At 61.9% G+C, this 15,705-nt stretch carries 15 protein-coding genes and 2 tRNA genes; 3 read left to right on the forward strand and 14 right to left on the reverse strand.

Features of this window, described 5'->3' with window-relative positions:
* Nucleotides 1-9 precede the first annotated feature (9 nt).
* Together L8V01_RS07780 and gluQRS are read right to left on the reverse strand one after the other, a co-directional pair.
* Nucleotides 10-1,590, reverse strand: a complete 1,581-nt coding sequence (locus L8V01_RS07780; RefSeq protein ID WP_269946519.1) for a cation:proton antiporter — start codon at nt 1,588-1,590, stop codon at nt 10-12.
* An 11-nt stretch (nt 1,591-1,601) separates the two neighbouring features.
* Nucleotides 1,602-2,495, reverse strand: coding sequence for a tRNA glutamyl-Q(34) synthetase GluQRS (gene gluQRS, locus L8V01_RS07785; protein ID WP_269946520.1), 894 nt, complete (start codon nt 2,493-2,495; stop codon nt 1,602-1,604).
* Between the two features lie 33 nt (nt 2,496-2,528).
* Between gluQRS and L8V01_RS07790 the strand changes: the two genes are divergently transcribed.
* A complete protein-coding gene (locus tag L8V01_RS07790) occupies nt 2,529-3,203 on the forward strand; it encodes a queuosine precursor transporter (RefSeq protein WP_394371652.1) in 675 nt (224 codons plus the stop codon).
* Here the strand turns inward: L8V01_RS07790 and tgt are convergent.
* The 6 genes from tgt to L8V01_RS07820 all read right to left on the reverse strand — a co-directional run bounded on the left by tgt (nt 3,188) and on the right by L8V01_RS07820 (nt 8,625).
* Nucleotides 3,188-4,432 carry a tRNA guanosine(34) transglycosylase Tgt gene (tgt, locus tag L8V01_RS07795; RefSeq protein WP_269946522.1) on the reverse strand — a complete coding sequence of 415 codons (1,245 nt, stop codon included), beginning with the start codon at nt 4,430-4,432 and terminating at the stop codon, nt 3,188-3,190. The genes L8V01_RS07790 and tgt overlap by 16 nt on opposite strands.
* Nucleotides 4,433-4,434: 2 nt before the next feature.
* Entirely contained in the window at nt 4,435-7,056 is a 2,622-nt protein-coding gene (locus L8V01_RS07800; RefSeq protein WP_269946523.1) for an MMPL family transporter, read from the reverse strand.
* Nucleotides 7,057-7,257: 201 nt separating this feature from the next.
* A tRNA-Ser gene (locus L8V01_RS07805) sits at nt 7,258-7,345 on the reverse strand.
* A gap of 91 nt (nt 7,346-7,436) precedes the next feature.
* Nucleotides 7,437-7,637 carry a CsbD family protein gene (locus tag L8V01_RS07810; protein WP_269946524.1) on the reverse strand — a complete coding sequence of 67 codons (201 nt, stop codon included), beginning with the start codon at nt 7,635-7,637 and terminating at the stop codon, nt 7,437-7,439.
* 51 nt (nt 7,638-7,688) lie between these two features.
* Nucleotides 7,689-8,120 (reverse strand): nucleoside deaminase, encoded by a 432-nt coding sequence (locus tag L8V01_RS07815; RefSeq protein ID WP_269946717.1) that lies wholly within the window; start codon nt 8,118-8,120, stop codon nt 7,689-7,691.
* A 25-nt stretch (nt 8,121-8,145) separates the two neighbouring features.
* On the reverse strand, nt 8,146-8,625 hold the full coding sequence (locus tag L8V01_RS07820) for a tRNA adenosine deaminase-associated protein (RefSeq protein ID WP_269946525.1): 480 nt from the start codon (nt 8,623-8,625) through the stop codon (nt 8,146-8,148).
* A 39-nt stretch (nt 8,626-8,664) separates the two neighbouring features.
* Between L8V01_RS07820 and L8V01_RS07825 the strand changes: the two genes are divergently transcribed.
* On the forward strand, nt 8,665-9,693 hold the full coding sequence (locus L8V01_RS07825) for a prephenate dehydrogenase (protein WP_269946526.1): 1,029 nt from the start codon (nt 8,665-8,667) through the stop codon (nt 9,691-9,693).
* Here the strand turns inward: L8V01_RS07825 and L8V01_RS07830 are convergent.
* From L8V01_RS07830 to L8V01_RS07845, 4 genes are all read right to left on the reverse strand, one after another.
* Nucleotides 9,690-10,700 (reverse strand): trypsin-like serine protease, encoded by a 1,011-nt coding sequence (locus L8V01_RS07830; protein WP_269946527.1) that lies wholly within the window; start codon nt 10,698-10,700, stop codon nt 9,690-9,692. The genes L8V01_RS07825 and L8V01_RS07830 overlap by 4 nt on opposite strands.
* Nucleotides 10,701-10,702: 2 nt before the next feature.
* Nucleotides 10,703-11,566, reverse strand: coding sequence for a DUF418 domain-containing protein (locus L8V01_RS07835; protein WP_274707396.1), 864 nt, complete (start codon nt 11,564-11,566; stop codon nt 10,703-10,705).
* A gap of 227 nt (nt 11,567-11,793) precedes the next feature.
* The gene (locus L8V01_RS07840) at nt 11,794-11,985 is read right to left on the reverse strand and encodes a hypothetical protein (RefSeq protein WP_269946529.1); all 192 of its coding nucleotides are present in this window, start codon (nt 11,983-11,985) and stop codon (nt 11,794-11,796) included.
* A gap of 63 nt (nt 11,986-12,048) precedes the next feature.
* Nucleotides 12,049-12,121: transfer RNA gene (locus L8V01_RS07845), tRNA-Arg, on the reverse strand.
* Nucleotides 12,122-12,304: 183 nt separating this feature from the next.
* Here L8V01_RS07845 and L8V01_RS07850 point away from each other — a divergent pair.
* Nucleotides 12,305-12,457, forward strand: coding sequence for a hypothetical protein (locus tag L8V01_RS07850; protein WP_269946530.1), 153 nt, complete (start codon nt 12,305-12,307; stop codon nt 12,455-12,457).
* Between the two features lie 46 nt (nt 12,458-12,503).
* Here the strand turns inward: L8V01_RS07850 and L8V01_RS07855 are convergent, their stop codons facing one another.
* A complete protein-coding gene (locus L8V01_RS07855) occupies nt 12,504-14,078 on the reverse strand; it encodes an SLC13 family permease (RefSeq protein ID WP_269946531.1) in 1,575 nt (524 codons plus the stop codon).
* 259 nt (nt 14,079-14,337) lie between these two features.
* Nucleotides 14,338-15,702 (reverse strand): magnesium transporter, encoded by a 1,365-nt coding sequence (gene mgtE, locus L8V01_RS07860; protein WP_269946532.1) that lies wholly within the window; start codon nt 15,700-15,702, stop codon nt 14,338-14,340.
* Nucleotides 15,703-15,705 lie beyond the last annotated feature (3 nt).

The raw sequence follows: 15,705 nt of genomic DNA on the forward strand, positions 1-15,705 counted from the left end.
CTGCCCAGCCTAGTGGCGCTTAGTGCCCAAGACCATGCGGTCGATTTCCTCGAGCACCTCATCCACGATGGCCGGGTTATAGGCCCGGTAGCCGCGCATGCGCAGCAGTTCCTCCTGTGCGGCAGCCAGGGCGGTCCGGCGGGCCTCCAACGCCACGTGGCGAGCCTGCCAGGCGCGCTGTTTGCGGGAATCCTCGGAAACATCCTCGCCATCGCCCAGCCGGTCCTCGAACCACTGGATAACGTTGGCGGAAATTTCCGGGTCGATCTTTTCGGCGTCGGGTGCGATATGCCCATCGGGCCTAAAGTGCGACAGGGCATCGATGCTGGCCGCACGCGCGCGGGCCACCACGGCGGCGCGCATCTTATCGCTGGCGATTTGGGAGGCCTCTGTCAGGTCAAGGCGCTCCATCAGCCACGGCAAGAGCAGGCCGGGCACCACCATCGTGACCAGCAGCACGGTCAGCGCGATGACTGCGAGCTCGTGGTGGAAACTGAATACACCGGCCGGGATAGACAGCACCAGCGCTAGGGTGACTAGGCCGCGCATGCCGGACCACGTCATCAGCAGCACTTCTTGCAGGCGCAGCGGCGCCACCCGCGGGCGGCCGCGCGAGACGTTGATGCGGTAATAGATGTACATCCACACCAAACGGACGACAAAGGCCACAAGGGACAAGATGACGCCCACGACCACCGAGTGCCACAGGTCCGAACCCACCTCCCCAATGGCGGTATTGACCGTCAGGCCAATGAGTCCGAAGGCCACACCGGTAAAAAGCAGCTCAACGGTCTCCCAAAAAGACTGGCCGGAAAGGCGGTCCTCGGCCTGAATATCGGCACGCGAATTCAGTTCTACGGCCGCGATAACCACGGCGATAACGCCCGAGGCGCCGAGCTCTTCCGAGATAAGGTAGACGGCAAACGGCGTCACCCACGTCAGTGCGTTGCGCGCGGTGACGTCATGGACGTGGGTAATAAACAGCGCCACCAGCCGGCCGACGACCCAGCCTAGGCCGCCGGCGACGAGTGCGGAGTAGAAAAAGTTGAGCACGCCGCCGCCGAAGGAGAGCTCATCGCCTTGGGTTACGGCCGTCAAGGCCAGGTTGAAGGCGACGATAGAAGCGGCGTCGTTAAACAGGCCCTCGGTCTGCAAGGTGGTGATGATGCGGCGCGGGATGCCGGCGGGCTCGGCCACGGCGTCGACGGCGACGGGGTCCGGCGGGGCGATGGCCGCGCCGATAAGGATGGCGGCGGCCAGGCTAATGCCCGGCAGGAAGGCGTAAGCCGTAGCGCCGACGGCCAGCGTGGTGGCAACAACCAGCAGCACGGACAGGCTCAAAATGGTCACCCATTGCTCGCGGATTACGCCCCACGAGGTGCGCCGGGCGAGCGCCCACAGCAGCGGCGGCAGGAAAATGGGCAGGATGAGCTCGGTCGGCGGCTCGAACTGGGGCAGGCCGGGTACAAAGACGGCGCAGGCGGTAATAATCGTCAGCAACGCCGGCCACGGCAGCCCAATCTTGTCACCGATGGCGACGACGAACACGGTCAGCAGCATGAGCCCAATGAGCACCAGAAGAACTTCCATGGGTTCAGATTTTACCCGCGCCAGGTATAGGGGTCAGGGCTTAAGCGGTCGGGCTCGAATTGCGCGAGCAGCTCGGCGGCACTGGCGGCCTTGTACCCCAGCGAGGCCGCCAGCTGCTTGACAACGTCCCCCTCCTCCCCCATCTCCCGCAGCGTCACCGCGCCATCGCGCTTGGCCAGGCGCTCACCGGATTCATTGAGCACGAGCGGGACGTGGATATACTCCGGCGGTTCGATACCGAGCAGCGAGGCGAGGTAGGCCTGCCGCGGCGCGGAGGAGAGCAGGTCATCGCCGCGGACCACCTGGTCGATGCCTTGGTAGGCATCGTCGACGACGACGGCCAGATTATAGGCCCAGCCAGTATCCTGGCCGCCGCGGCGCAGGATGAAGTCATCCACGTTGCCCGTATAGGTGCCGTGGAGGGCGTCGTGGATGGTGAAAATAGGGGCGTCGGCAAGCAGGCGAAGGGCGGGTTTGCGGTTGTGGGCCGCAAGCTCGGCGCGCTTGGCCGCGCGCTGGTCTTCGGTGAGGTTGCGGCAGGTGCCCGGGTATTGGCCGGGGATGGCGTGTGGGGCGCGGGAGGCCTCGCGGATATCCTTGCGGGAGCAATAGCACTCGTAGGTGGGCAGTTGGGCCAGGGCCTGTTCATAGGCGGCGTCGCGATCGTGCTGGTAGATAACCTCGCCGTCCCAGTCCAGGCCGAGCGCACGCAGGTCCGCGAGCTGGCGCTCGGCCGCTTTTTGGGAGGAGCGCTGCTTATCGATGTCCTCCACGCGCACCACAAAGCGCCTCCCCGTCGATCGGGCACAAAGCCACGCCAGAAGCGCCGTGCGGAGGTTGCCAAAGTGCAGATCGCCCGAGGGGCTCGGCGCGTAACGGCCGGCACCGATGGTCGCGGAATTCATGCCCATAGTCTACGGGCTGGCACAATGGCGGGCATGGAAAAATCGAACGGCGCTGAGGTGCGCTTCATTCCCGTCCGCTCCACGCTCTATCCCTGGCTGGTCACCGTGTTCGTGGTGACCTTCCTGATTTCTAATATCAACGCCACCAAGGGCGTCCAGCTCGGCCCGCTGGTTACCGACGGCGCCTTCTTCCTCTTCCCGCTGGCCTATATCGTCGGCGATGTGCTCTCCGAGTGCTATGGCTTCAAATCCACGCGGCGCGCGGTCTATATCGGCTTCGCGATGGCCATCCTGGCGGCCGTGTGCTTCTATATCGCTATCTGGCTGCCGGCGGCCGATTTCTACGAAGGCCAGGAGGCCTTCGCCGCCACGCTTGGTCTGATGCCGCAGATCCTGGCCGCTTCGCTGGCCGGCTACCTGGTGGGCCAGCTGCTGAACGCTTGGACGCTGACCGCGATGAAGAAACGCTCGGGCGAAAAGGGCCTCTTCACACGCCTTATCGCCTCCACCGTCGTGGGCGAGTTCGGCGATACGCTGCTGTTTTGCGCCATCGCCGCGCCGGTTATCGGCGTGGATACCGTGGGCGGGTTCATCAACTACGTCCTGGTGGGCTTCGTGTGGAAGACCCTGATGGAGGCCGTCATGTTGCCGGTGACGGCCGCCGTCATTAAGTGGGTGAAGAAGCGCGAGGACTACTTGCCGGCGTAGTACCGGCCGAGGAATTCATCGCGGTAGGCCTCATAGTAGCCGCCGTCGATGGCAGCGCGGATATTATCCACCAAGCGGATCATGAACTCCACATTGTGGATGGTGCACAGCGTGCCGGCGAGGAATTCCTTCGCCTTGAGCAGGTGGTGCAGGTAGGCGCGGGAGTAATTTTCGGATACGTAGCCGCCGAATTCCTCGTCGACGCCGGCGAAATCGCGCTTAAAGCGCGCATTGGTGAGGTTCATGCGGCCGTCGAGGGTATAGACGCCGCCGCGGCGCGCCAGGCGGGTGGGCGCCACGCAGTCGAAGGTATCGGCGCCAGCCTCGACGGCGGTGAAGATATCGTCCGGCTCGGAGATGCCGAGCAGGTGGCGCGGCTTATCCTCGGGTAGCTCATCGCAGACCCAGCCGACAATGGTGCCTAGGTTTTCCTTCTCCAGCGCACCGCCGATGCCGAAGCCGCCGAAGCCGCGCTTGTCTTCCTCGCGGGCGGCGCGGTCAAGGTCGAGCAGGCCGCGGGTGGCTTGGCGGCGCAGGTCCTCATATTGCGCGCCTTGGACAACGCCCCACAATGACTGCTTCGGGCGGTGGGCGCGCTCGCGGGTGAGCCGGTCGTGCTCATCCAGGCAGCGCTTGGCCCAGCGGTGGGTGCGGGCGACGGATTCTTCCTGGTAGGTGCGCGTATCAACCAGCGTGGTCAGCTCGTCAAAGGCGAACATGATATCCGCGCCCAGCCCGTGCTGGATCTGCATGGACTTCTCGGGCGTGAAGCGGTGCTTGGAGCCGTCGATGACGGATTTGAAGTCCACGCCATCCTCGTCCACCTGCGCCATGCGTTCTTTCTTGGCAGCGCGGATGTCCTTATCGCTGAGATCCGCGATATCCATCGCGAGGACTTTCTTGAAGCCCACGCCCAGCGACATCACTTGGAATCCGCCGGAGTCGGTGTAGGTCGGGCCGTGCCAGTTTTCAAACTTGGCCACGCCGCCGGCCTCATCCACGATGTCGTGGCCCGGCTGCAGGTAGAGGTGGTACGCATTCGACAAGATGGCCTGTGCCCCGGTGGAGCGAATCTGCTCCGGGGTCAGTGTCTTTACCGTCGCTTTGGTGGCTACCGGGATGAAAGCCGGAGTGTGAATATCACCGTGTGGGGTGTGGATGACACCGCTGCGGCCGTGCTTGCCGGGGCCTTCGGGCAGGCGCTTGCCGACGTCGAAGCTCAAGTCCATTTCTATTCTTCTTCCTCATCTGCGGGGATAGGGGCTGGGGTGGCGTGTTTAGCTTCCCATTCTTCTTCGAGGGCGGTGCCTTCAATGTCTAGAGTGGGCAAGATCTTGGCCAGCCACTTAGGCATCCACCATGTCGCGTGGCCCATGAGGAACATGGTCGCGGGGACGAGGGTCATGCGGATAAAGAAGGCGTCGAAAAGCACGCCGGCGGCCAAGGCAAAGCCAAAGATCTGGATGAAGGGCAGCGGCTGGTTAATAAACGCCACAAAGACCGAAATCATAATGATGGCCGCGGCCGTAACGACGCGGGCGCCTTGGGTAAAGCCGGTGATGGTGGCTTCGTCGACGGCGCTATACCGCCCACCGGTGCCCTCCGGATGCCGCGAGATATGCTCGCGCATGCGGGTGACCAAAAAGACCTGGTAGTCCATCGCGAGGCCGAAGGTCACGCCGATGAGGAAGATCGGCATGAAGGAAATCAGCGGGCCTGGCGCGGGGACCAAGTTCCACAGGCCTTCCTGCCACACCAGCACGGTCAGGCCGAAGGCGCCGCCGACGGACAGCAGGAAGCCCAAGCCGGCAACCAGCGGGACCAGGATGGAGCGGAAGACCAAAAGCAGCAGCACGATGGCTAGGCCTACGACGATGGCCAAGTACGGTGCCATGGCTTCCTCGAGGCGCTCGGTGATATCGAGCTGTACCGCGGTCAGGCCGGTGAGGCCGATTTCGGTGCCGGTGGCATCCTCGATCTCGCCAGTGGCCGAGCGCAGCGCGTGCGCGACGTTGACCGTAGCGGCGTCCGTGGGCGAAGTCTCCGGTGTCACCATAATCTGTGCGGCGCGCTTGTCCTCGCTGAGGCCGACGATCTGCGCGTGTTTGACGCCGCCCAGGCTCTTGAGCTGATTTGCGGTATAGAGGAAGGACGCGAGTGCGGCCTTGTCCTCCGGCGAGGCATTATCCGCATCGCCTTCCGCGGTATCTACAACCTCAGCGGCCGGGGCGATCTCCGGCTCGGCCGCGGGTTGATCCTGCTGCGGTTGCGCAGGGGCTGCGTCTTCCGGCGCAACGTCCTCTGGTGCAGCGTCCTCGGGCACGGCTTCCTCTGGCGCTGGGGCCTCAGGGGCAGGCTCCGCGTCCGGCTCCGGTGCCCGCTCTGGCGCTGGTTCGGGCTGGGATTGGGCGTCGACAAGCGGGGCTAGGGCGCCGGACTCCGCGTTGACCGTGTGGGCATCAACCAGAGCGAGGAAGGGGCCGTTGACGCCGGGGCCGAAGCCCTCGGACATGATGTCGGCGGCCTTGCGCTGGGTGGTATCGGGGTTAGAGGTGGTATCGGCCGGAAGGGCGAGCTCCATCTGGAGAACCGGCGCGGTCATAGCGCCCAAGGAGAGCACAACCAGCGCCATGGCCAGGCCGGGAACCTTTTGCACCAAGCGCACCCAGCGGTTGCCCATGGTGGGGCCGCGGCGGCGCTTGCCCTTGCGGGTCGGGTTGCCGGCCACACCGGGGATGCGGCCGTTGAAAGCCTTATCGCCCAGCAGGCCAAGCATCGCGGGAATGAGCGTGAGGGAGACCAACACAGTGATGGCCACGGTGCCAGCGGCGGCCAAGCCCATTGCCGTCAGGAAGCCGATGCGCGCGATGAGGAGCGCAAAGAGTGCGGTAAAGACCGTCGCGCCAGCAAAGACCACAGAGGAGCCAGCCGTGCCAACCGCCATGCCTGCGGCATTGGGCCCGTCCATGCGGCGGCGCTCGGCGCGGTAGCGCGAAAGGATGAACAGCGCGTAGTCGATACCCACGGCAAGGCCAATCATGATGGCCAGGACCGGGGTCATATTATTGAGCTCAATCCAATGGGTGGAAATGAGCATGCCCAGCGCGCCTAGTCCCACGCCGATGACCGCAGAAACCAAAGGCATGCCCGAGGCCACCAGCGAGCCGAAAGTAAAGATAAGCACGAAGAAGGCGACGCCGAGACCGATGATCTCGGAGGTGGAATTGACCGCGATTTCATCGCCGAAGCCGGCGCCATTGCCTTCTACCGTAAGGCCGCGGTCGCGGGCGATGTTCATCGCCTCGGTGACGGTGTCCTTGTCCGCTTGATCGACGCTATAGGGGGACTCGGCGTCAAAATTGAAGGTGGTATACGCGATGGTCTCATCATCATTGACCATGGCGAGGTTATCGGCATCCGCGCGGGCGGATGCTTCCGGCAGCCCCATATCCGTGAACTGGTGGATGACCTGATCCTGCAGGCGGGGCGAGACCTCAAGCGGGTTGCCAAAGCGCGTGGTATCACCCATTTCCAGGTTGTCCTCGAGGTAGGAAATGGTGGCATCGATGGCCTCGCGGTTAGCGGGATCAGAAAGCTTCTGGCCATCCGACGCCTTAAAGACCACGTTGACCGAGGGCGAGTTGGCAGGGTTGCCACCCTCTGGGAAGAGGTCCATGGTCTTGTAGGTGGCGTCGATGGACGGGGTTCCCTTGATGGAAAACTCGCTCGTCATCGGTTTCATCAGCAGGGCGGCGGCACCGCCGACGGCGGCGAGCAGCAGCAGCCATGCCACGATGACCTTCCACTTATGGAGGAAAGACCAACGCCCAAGACGATAAAGCAATTTAGCCACGGGTAGATGTACCTTCGCATTCGCGTGGGGAACGGGTTGAACTTTGCCCTAGTGTAGTGGCCATACCCTCTAATCCCCTATCGCGAAGCCACCTGCGTCCCAGTTTTCACAGCTGACGGCCAGCCAACCCGAGGCCAGGAGCCTGCCGCATAATAGGCAAAACAAAATCCCGACCTGTACAAACAGGCCGGGATCTCGGTGCGGTGGCGGCGGGATTTGAACCCGCGGTTGGGGGTTACCCAACAATCGCTTTCGAGGCGATCACCTTCGGCCGCTCGGACACGCCACCGCGTTCCAGATTACGGGAGTGGGCCCGAGCGACAAAATCGCTGCGCCGGCGGGGTGCCAGCGCAGCGATATGCGGAAACGAGAGACGAGGATTAGTCGTCCTTCAGGCCGCCGATAACCTCATTGGCCTTGTCCTTAACGCCTTCAGCGGCGTCAGAAAGCTTGTCCTTAGCCTCGGAGGTGACCTGGTCGGCCTTGCCCTCATTAGCTACATCCTCGTTGCCGGTAGCTTCGCCGTAGGCTTCCTTTGCCTTGCCTACGAGGCCGTCCTTCTTGTTTTCCAAATCGCCCATGATCACTCCTTTGAGTAGACGGTTAGTGTATGGCAGCCAGTGTACGCACTTTCACCGCAGGCCGTCGAAGAATTCACGGAGCCCAGCGGCGCATTCCTCTTCGAGGACGCCGCCGCGGACCTGCGGGGTAAAGGGGGCGGTGGGGGCACGCAGGACGTCGATAAGCGAGCCGCACGCGCCGGTCTTTGGCTCGAAGGCGCCAAAGACCACGGAGGAAACGCGCGCTGCTTGCAAAGCACCGGCGCACATGGCGCACGGCTCCAGGGTGACGACGAGCTCGCAACCGGAAAGGCGCCAGCCATCACCATGCGCGCGGACGGCTTGGCGGATGGCCTCGACCTCCGCGTGGGCGGTGGGATCGGCTAGCTGTTCGCGGCGGTTGACTCCGGTGGCGAGTTCGGTTCCGGTGGCGTCGTAAAGCACCGCACCCACGGGGACATCGCCGGCCGGGGTGCACTTGGCGACGTCGAGGGCGCGGCGCATGCGGGCTTCCGCGCGCAGGAGGGGCTCAGGCGTTATCAATGACGTCTTCCAGCTCATCGCCAAAGCCGAGCTCGCCGGCGATGCGCAACAACATATCGGAAGGCCAGTCCTCCTCATTGTCGATGATGTAGCCCACCTGATCCTCGGATAAACCGAGGTCAGCGAAGATATCGAAATCGCCCTCGCCATATGGCTCGGCCTCATCGGGGTCCACATCCGGGATTTCATGATCGTTGATATCCATAAAATCAGCGGCGAAGTCATCATCAACGCCATAAGTGGCATCAGAAATGAGCATCTTTACCCCGCCCGGCACGGGGCGCACGGCAATAAAGTAGGCGTCCTCCACGCACAGCAGCGCAAACGCAGCACCCTCGGAGCGGAGGCTGCGCACCGCATTAATAGAGGTCTGCGGGTCCTCAAAATCATCGTTGAAGCTGCGCACCAGCCACTGGCCCTCAGCGCGGGCGACGGTTACCGCAAAGGAGTAATTTTCGTTGCTCATACCTCGTGAGATTAGTCGTGTTGTGCCACAATTGTCATCGTGAGTTCTCAAGATGTTCAACGCCCCATCTGCATTATCGGCCTCGGCCTCATCGGCGGCTCGCTGCTGCGCGATCTCGCCGGATATAATCACCCCGTTTTTGGATACAACCATTCCACTTCTGGCGCCCGCACCGCCGTCAAGCAGGGCTTTGACGTCACCGACGATCTTCCCGCCATTTTGACCCGCGCGGAGACGGAGAACGCGCTTATCGTCATAGCCGTGCCTATGGGCGCTGTGGGAAGCGTCCTCGATGCCATTCAGGAACACGCACCCAGCTGCGGTATTACGGACGTCGTTTCCGTTAAGACGGCCGTGCGCCAGCAGGTGCTGGAGCGCGGAATGGAGTCGCGCTACGTGGGCGGCCACCCAATGGCGGGCACCTCCAAGTCCGGCTGGAATAACTCCCAAAAGGATCTTTTCCGCCGCGCCGCTTGGGGAATTACCTATGACTACGCCGCGGAGTGCGAGGCCCGCGGTGAAAAGATCCCTAAGCAATGGGTAGAGACCTTTTCCGAGGTCGTGCGCATGACCCAGATGGTGCATGCGGAAGCGGTGCCTATCCGCGTGGCTAACCACGATGCGGCGGTGGCGCGCATCTCCCACTTGCCGCACGTCTTCGCCGAAATCCTCGCCGTGGTGGGCGATAACGGCGGAATCCTGGCGCAGTCCCTGTCTGCCGGTTCCTTCAAGGACGCCACGCGCGTGGCCGGCACGCACCCGGAGCTGGTGCAGCAGATGTGCGAAACCAATGCGCCGGCGCTAGTGGAGGCTTTGGACGAGGCCTTGGACTTGCTTCGTGACGCCCGCGAGAAGCTCGATTCCCCCGAGCCTTCCATTGCGGAGCTTACCGACGCCGGCTACCGCGCCCGCACCCGCATCGATGCCCGTTCCGGCGCGCGCAAAGAATCGGTCTCCCCGGTCAAGATTTCTTCCCGTCCGGTGCTGCGCCTGCACCCAGGCGGCCCGAATTGGGTGGCGCAGTTGCGCCAATCCGAGTCCCTAGGCGGGCGCATCGAGATTTTCTAGTCCTTGCGGCCGCGGTTGCGCAGGCCCGGAATCCTCGCCAGCGCCGCGGCAACGATGAGGCCGATAACCGCAATACCCGCGTAAAGCCCCGCACGATCCGCGCTGGTCTGCGGGGTTTTCGGCGGTTCCGGGGTGGTCTCTGCGGTGAGGATTGCTTCCTTATCGCGGCCGCTAACCACGCCTTCTATCCAGTCCTTGGTACCGGCCAGCGTGGTGATCGCCGCACTTGGCGAGGGCAGATCGGCATCCCCATTCACCGTTCCCGCGGTGGCCAGGCCGACAAGTTTTCCATCGACGAAAAAGGGCCCGCCGGAGTCGCCGCCCTGCATGCCGGCTCGGCCGGTGGAGTGTACATCGAGGATGGCGCTTTCCATCAGCGGCATCGGGCCGTCAGGTGTGCCCCCAGGCATCGCTTCACCGGCCGGCACGCTTTCTGTCCCCTCTGGCACACTAAGCCCCGGCATAGCCTCGGCCGCGGGAACGCTTTCTCCTTCAGCGGGATCTGGTGAGTCGGTGGCACTGGCGGAGCCGCCGCCGAGGAGCTCGGCCACTTCCATCTCCGCCTGCGGCAGCTGGCCGCGGCGTGCCATGGAAGAACTGCTGCTCCAGCCGTAGAGCGTGCCGCGTTGCCCCGGCTCTGGCACTTGGGTGGAGATCTCTGCCGGGATGGTGTCGGTGACGGAGGTGGTGAGGTGGAGAAGGGCGGCGTCGGAAAGCGGGGATAGCGCCCAAGAATCCGCATCGTAGGTGGTGCCGTTAATGCGGGCCTGGGTGCCCTCGTTATTGACTGACTCGAGGCAGTGGCGCGCGGTAAGCACCCATTGCGCGGCCACGAGGGTGCCGGTGCAATCGCCGAAGCTGCCCACACGGCCGATTTTGAGCTGTGCAACGGTCCGGGCTTCCGCTGAATCCGGGGCTGGATCCCCATGTTCAAGGGCGCTGGCTGGGGCGGCGGTCAATGCCACGAGGCCGGCGGCAATAAGGGCGGGGAAGATTTTGTGCTGCATGATTAGTCCTTCTTTCCGGCAGGAACGGCGATGGTAATGGCTTTGGCGACGGCCCATTCGGCCGGCCCCTTCCCTATCAGGCGGTGCCAGAAGGTGGCTAGGACAAGGAAGAGTGCGATGAAAGCGCAGGCCCAGCCGGTGTTATGCAGGGAGACGTGACTTTGCCAGTAGTAGGCGGTGAGCACATGCAGGATATAAATGCTTAGTGACATCGCTCCCAGCGCAGCAAAGGGATACGCCAATTTGGGCACTGTCCGGCCGATAAGCAGGCATAGGTGCAAGACGATGGCAGCGACGGCGATGGACAGGGCAATCTCCCCCAGTACGCCGGTGTGGCCGGTAAAGCGCAACCAGCCAGGCATATCCGGGATAAAGCGGAAGTAGAAGCCTGCAGCGGCAATCAGGGCGGCAATGCCGGTGGACGCCCACTGTGCAACAGCGCGGGAGCTGCGGATATAGGCCTCATAAAGCAGCATTCCGGCAAGGAAATAGGCAGTGTAGGCCAGCAGCGGATAGGCCTGCGGCAGGGTCAGCGGCGCGTACTTTATGGTCGCAGTAGCGGTGGCTGCAACTAGGAGCAGAAGCTTCCACCACCAGCGCAGCGGCGGGACCCACGACACGAAGATCATCGTGATGCCGATGACCACGAGAACCACCTGGATCTCGCCGCCTACAGGGAGCAGGGCGAGGCCAATAAGCGTGATTATGCATCCGCGGGCGATGATGCGCAGGAACCCCGTCACCGTAAAAACGCGGGCGATAATCATCAGCGTGACGCCGGCCAGTATGGCAAAAAGTGCGGCGGGCAGGCCGTTTAAGATGACCTTGGTATGCCATACTAGGGAGGCCATATGTAGGACGATCATGCCGATAATGGCAAGTGAGCGGGCTATATCGAGCCCTATAATGCGCGAGGTTGTTTTCACCTGGCGTTCTCCTTCAAGACGTGAGGGAACGCGTCGCCACGCCCCCTATTGGTAAAGACTTTCTTTTTCTACTAAGTGAGTCTGGAAGGTAGCTGTGGAATTTTTATAGGTGTCCTGCATTTTATAAGTGGATTGTTTGGGACTTTTGCGGCGCGGCGAAGGCGGGGCTAGTCGCGGAAAGAACTATCACGGCGTTTGCGCGAACGCGAAGGATCAGCAACCAGTTTTAGGAGTGGGGCCGCCCCTAGGCCGATGAGCATACCAATAAGAAAGAGCCAAAAAATGCCAGAGCCCAGCCAGAGAATAAGGCCAAGGATCGCGCCGGCGATGAGGCCGGGAACCAGCGTGGAAGACTTCATGGAGCGAGACCTAGGTGGGGTGGACGAAATACAAGAAAAGCCGCCCGAAGGCGGCTGATTTTGTGCGCCCGGAGGGATTCGAACCCCCAACCTTCTGATCCGTAGTCAGATGCTCTATCCGTTGAGCTACGGGCGCAGACCGTTGGTAAGCAGTGCATGCGCTCTGCTGTGCAACGAGAATTTACTATACCCACGGTCTAGAAAACTAACAAATCGCCTGTTCACCAAGCGTTCACCTGGATGAAATGGGGAGGTTTAGGAAGGAATGCGGGCGGCAGCGTGGGCGTCGGAAAGCAGGACGCCTTGAATCGTAAGCTTCATGGTCGATGTCGATGCCTATGAGGACGAATTCGGCGCTAGGCGTCATGCCATTGGCCTCCCAGAGGGAGGCAGGCATGATTGGCAGGTTAAGGCCAGTGCTGGCACGGAGGGCAAACTTGCACTCTTCGCAGTTAGCAAGCAGATGATCTAAGTGCGTATTTTTCCGTTTCCTAAACCCAGGCAGCACGGCTACGGGGCTAAATGGACAGGCCGAAGATCGGCACCGCCAGGAGGTAGACCGTGAGGGTGATAAGGAATATGCCGATGATATTGAGACCAAGGCCGCCTTTGATCATCTCGCCGATTTTGACGTAGCCAGAGCCGTAGGCAATGGCGTTTGGCGGGGTGGCGACAGGGAGCATGAATGCACAGGTTGCGGCAAGTGCGACCGGGATGGTGAGCAGGAGGACGTTGATATCGCCATCGGCAGTGAGCCCAACGCCCACGGCGACGCCACCCATAATCGGGATGAAGGTGGCGGCCGTTGCGGTATTGGAGGTGATCTCCGTCAAGAAGAGCACCAGCGCAGCTACTGCAGAGACGATGAGGACAACCGGCAGGACGCTAAGTCCCTTAGCCATCTCACCAATCCACAGGGACAGACCGGAGGAGTTAAAGACCGAGGACAGGGACAGGCCACCGCCGAAGAGGAGGAGGACGTCCCACGGCATCTCGTTGGCCGTCTTCCAGTCCAGCAGGCGGGTGCGGCGTTGGTTATCCGCCGGAAGAATAAAGAGCAAGATGCCGGCGGCGATGCCCACAATGGCATCGTCATAGTTCTCAAATTCCTTGAGCACTAGCGGCAGGGTAACCCAGGCGGCGGCGGCAAGGACGAAGATGATGCCGGTCATAATCTGGGGGCGGGTCCAAGGGCCGAGGGCCTTAATTTCGTCGTTGATAAGCTCGCGGCCGCCCGGAATATCCTTCATCTCTGGCTTGAAAATGGTGATGAGCAGTGCCCATGCAATGAGCAGGAAGATCACGGCGAGCGGCACGCCCACCGCCATCCACCGGCCGAAGCCGAGAGTAACGCCCCAAGTATCGGCCATATATGCATTAAGGAAGGCATTCGGCGGGGTACCGATGAGCGTACCTAGCGAACCGATGGAGGCGGAGTAGGCAATGCCCAGCATCAAGGCCGTGGCAAACTTCTTCTGTTTCTCCCAGCCGCCTACGGTCTCCGCAGTCAGTGCGAGCACCGAGGTGCCGATAGGCAGCATCACCACGGCCGTTGCGGTATTAGATACCCACATGGACAAAAAGCCGGTAGCCAACATAAAGCCTAGAATGAGGCGCTTGGGCGAAGTACCGATAACCTTGACCACATAAAGCGCTAGGCAGCGATGCAGGTTCCAGCGCTGCAGGGAAAGCGCGATCAGGAAGCCGCCCATGAACAAGAAGATGGTGGCGGACGCGTACGGGGCGCCTACTTCTTTAATCGTGCCTACGTCGGCTAATGGGAAGATAACCAGCGGCAGCAGCGCAGTGGCGGCGAGCGGAATCGCCTCGGTCATCCACCACACACCCATCAGGATGGTTACTGCAGCGACCGTGCGGATAGCGCCAAGGGAGTAGTCACCGTCCGCATCTGCGCCAGCGGATCCCCGGACCGTCTCGATGGCATTGGAGGGGAAGATGAAAAAGACAAGTATCGCCAATGCCAAGCCCACGAAGAGGCCGATAAATTGGCGGCGCCACTCGCCGCGTGGGACCTCTGGGGCCTCGTCACCTTCGGTGTGGGCGGTGGATTCGTGAGTATGCGGGGTGGTCATACCGCGCGCTCCTTCACTGAGAGAGGATTGTGCTGTGGGATATGCTCCGTACTTCCCAGGTTATTAGCTGGCCTAGGCAGCGGACCGAAAGTTATCCAGTTCACTGCGAAGCATGCACTGACCATACAAAACATGTGACGCAGAAACCATATCCCTCCACATAGAATTACCCCCGCACCCCCACAGAGCACACACTGCACCTGCCCGAAACCAGAAATGAGTCCACCACTTCCCTACCCCCGAGCCAAGGAACGGCGAGCTAGAGCCCCAGTACGGTCTTGGCAATAAGGAAGTAGATAATAAGACCCGTCGCATCACAGAAGGTAGAGATAAACGGGTTGGAGAAGACTGCTGGATCGGCACCGATGGTCTTCGCCACTATGGGCATCAGCCCGCCGACGGTCGCAGAAATCGAACAAATCAAAAACAGGGTTGAACCAATGACAAGGCCGATGCTCAAACCATAGACCAGCGTAGCCAAGCCCAGACCAGCTAAACCGAGCACGGTGCCGAGCAGCATGCCGACGCGCAGCTCGCGCCACATGACGGCGAGGAGGTCGCGTGTGCGGACATCGCCTAGGGCCAAGGCACGGGTCACCGTAGTAGCCGCCTGGTTGCCGGTATTGCCGCCGGTGCCGGTCAGCAGCGGGATAAATAGCGAAAGAACCACGGCCTTGGCCAGTGTGTCTTCAAAAGAATCCAACACCTGCACCGTTAGCAGCGCAGAAACGGCCAGCACGAGCAGCCACACAATGCGCGAACGCACCAGCTTGAGCAGCGGCGTAGATAGGTACGGTTGCTGGAGGGCCTCGGTACCGCCGGCGCGAGCGGAGTCCTCGCTATCTTCTTCCTCCACGATATCGGTGGCATCGTCCCACGTCAGCAGGCCGACGAGGCGGTGCGAATCATCCACAATGGGCAACGCAAGGATATCCAATGGCAGGAACCAACGCGCGGTTTCTTCGGCATCATCACCGGCACGAGCAAAGATGGGATCGTGCATAATATCGGCCATGGTCAAAGCGGCGTCGGCGGTAAAGATTTCACGCAGGCTCACCACGCCCACCAGGCGCCGATCTCCGCGCGTGATGGGCACGGTATAGATGGTTTCTAACTCATTCGCGGTCTCTCGCAGTTTGAATAGCGCGTCTTTAACGCTCATCTCTGGGTGAATTACGGGCACCTCGGGCGACATGCGGCGGCCCACCGAGCCTTTGGCATAGCCCAACACCACGCCCGTGACATCGCGCTTGGATTGGGTCAGCGAGCGCAGCAGGCGATCCGCGATTTCTGCGGGCAGCTCATCCAACAGGGCCACCCGGTCTTCCGGATCGAGCTCATCGAAGAACTCATAAACATCGGCATTGCCCAGCTCATCAATGATATCGGCTTGGTGTTTAGCATCCAGCGCATCGAATACCACAATGGATTTTCGCCGCGGCAATAGGCGCAGGGCCAATGCCGCCCGGATGGCATTTTGCCGCTCGACGACGGCGATGAGCTCCTGCAGCGGCACCTCATCCAAAAGCTCTTGCAGGCGCGGGGCCTTTTGCGGGTCGATGGCGTCTTCTTGTTTCAGCCACGCCTCGACGATATCGCTAGCCTGCTTGGTGGTCTCCGCCATCGC

This window comes from Corynebacterium curieae, assembly GCF_027570035.1.
Taxonomy (GTDB): domain Bacteria; phylum Actinomycetota; class Actinomycetes; order Mycobacteriales; family Mycobacteriaceae; genus Corynebacterium; species Corynebacterium curieae.

Excerpts from the sequence above, each read along its gene's own strand:
- L8V01_RS07780 (WP_269946519.1), bottom strand. The coding sequence starts at position 1,590 with ATGGAAGTTCTTCTGGTGCTCATTGGGCTCATGCTGCTGACCGTGTTC.
- gluQRS (WP_269946520.1), bottom strand. The coding sequence starts at position 2,495 with ATGAATTCCGCGACCATCGGTGCCGGCCGTTACGCGCCGAGCCCCTCG.
- L8V01_RS07790 (WP_394371652.1), top strand. The coding sequence starts at position 2,529 with ATGGAAAAATCGAACGGCGCTGAGGTGCGCTTCATTCCCGTCCGCTCC.
- tgt (WP_269946522.1), bottom strand. The coding sequence starts at position 4,432 with ATGGACTTGAGCTTCGACGTCGGCAAGCGCCTGCCCGAAGGCCCCGGC.
- L8V01_RS07810 (WP_269946524.1), bottom strand. The coding sequence starts at position 7,637 with ATGGGCGATTTGGAAAACAAGAAGGACGGCCTCGTAGGCAAGGCAAAG.
- L8V01_RS07815 (WP_269946717.1), bottom strand. The coding sequence starts at position 8,120 with ATGCGCCGCGCCCTCGACGTCGCCAAGTGCACCCCGGCCGGCGATGTC.
- L8V01_RS07820 (WP_269946525.1), bottom strand. The coding sequence starts at position 8,625 with ATGAGCAACGAAAATTACTCCTTTGCGGTAACCGTCGCCCGCGCTGAG.
- L8V01_RS07830 (WP_269946527.1), bottom strand. The coding sequence starts at position 10,700 with ATGCAGCACAAAATCTTCCCCGCCCTTATTGCCGCCGGCCTCGTGGCA.
- L8V01_RS07835 (WP_274707396.1), bottom strand. The coding sequence starts at position 11,566 with ATGATCGTCCTACATATGGCCTCCCTAGTATGGCATACCAAGGTCATC.
- L8V01_RS07840 (WP_269946529.1), bottom strand. The coding sequence starts at position 11,985 with ATGAAGTCTTCCACGCTGGTTCCCGGCCTCATCGCCGGCGCGATCCTT.
- L8V01_RS07850 (WP_269946530.1), top strand. The coding sequence starts at position 12,305 with ATGGTCGATGTCGATGCCTATGAGGACGAATTCGGCGCTAGGCGTCAT.
- L8V01_RS07855 (WP_269946531.1), bottom strand. The coding sequence starts at position 14,078 with ATGACCACCCCGCATACTCACGAATCCACCGCCCACACCGAAGGTGAC.
- mgtE (WP_269946532.1), bottom strand. The coding sequence starts at position 15,702 with ATGGCGGAGACCACCAAGCAGGCTAGCGATATCGTCGAGGCGTGGCTG.